At 74.9% G+C, this 207-nt stretch carries 1 pseudogene; it reads left to right on the top strand.

The annotated features are described in order from the left end of the window. Positions 1 to 207, top strand: a pseudogene (locus tag QWJ41_RS21905) (hypothetical protein); the annotation flags it as partial.

Here is a 207-nt window from a genome sequence, read left to right as displayed (position 1 = left end):
ACAAGGTGCCGGGCGCCGGCGAGGTGCGGGTGCACACCGAGCACGGTGGGCGCAGCACCCTGGTCGACGTCGACCCCGCGGCCGAACGGCTGGCGCTCGACGCGGTGCGGGCGGCCGCGGCGCTGCTCGAGCAGCGCCTCGACTACGCACGCGTCGACATGATGGAGCTCGACGGCCGGCTCGCGGTCAGCGAGCTCGAGCTCATCG

Origin of the sequence: Nocardioides cremeus (assembly GCF_030518195.1) — a bacterium.
GTDB lineage: Bacteria > Actinomycetota > Actinomycetes > Propionibacteriales > Nocardioidaceae > Nocardioides > Nocardioides cremeus.
Note: the sequence above shows the minus strand (reverse complement) of the source record. Positions and strands in the feature narration are given on the sequence as shown.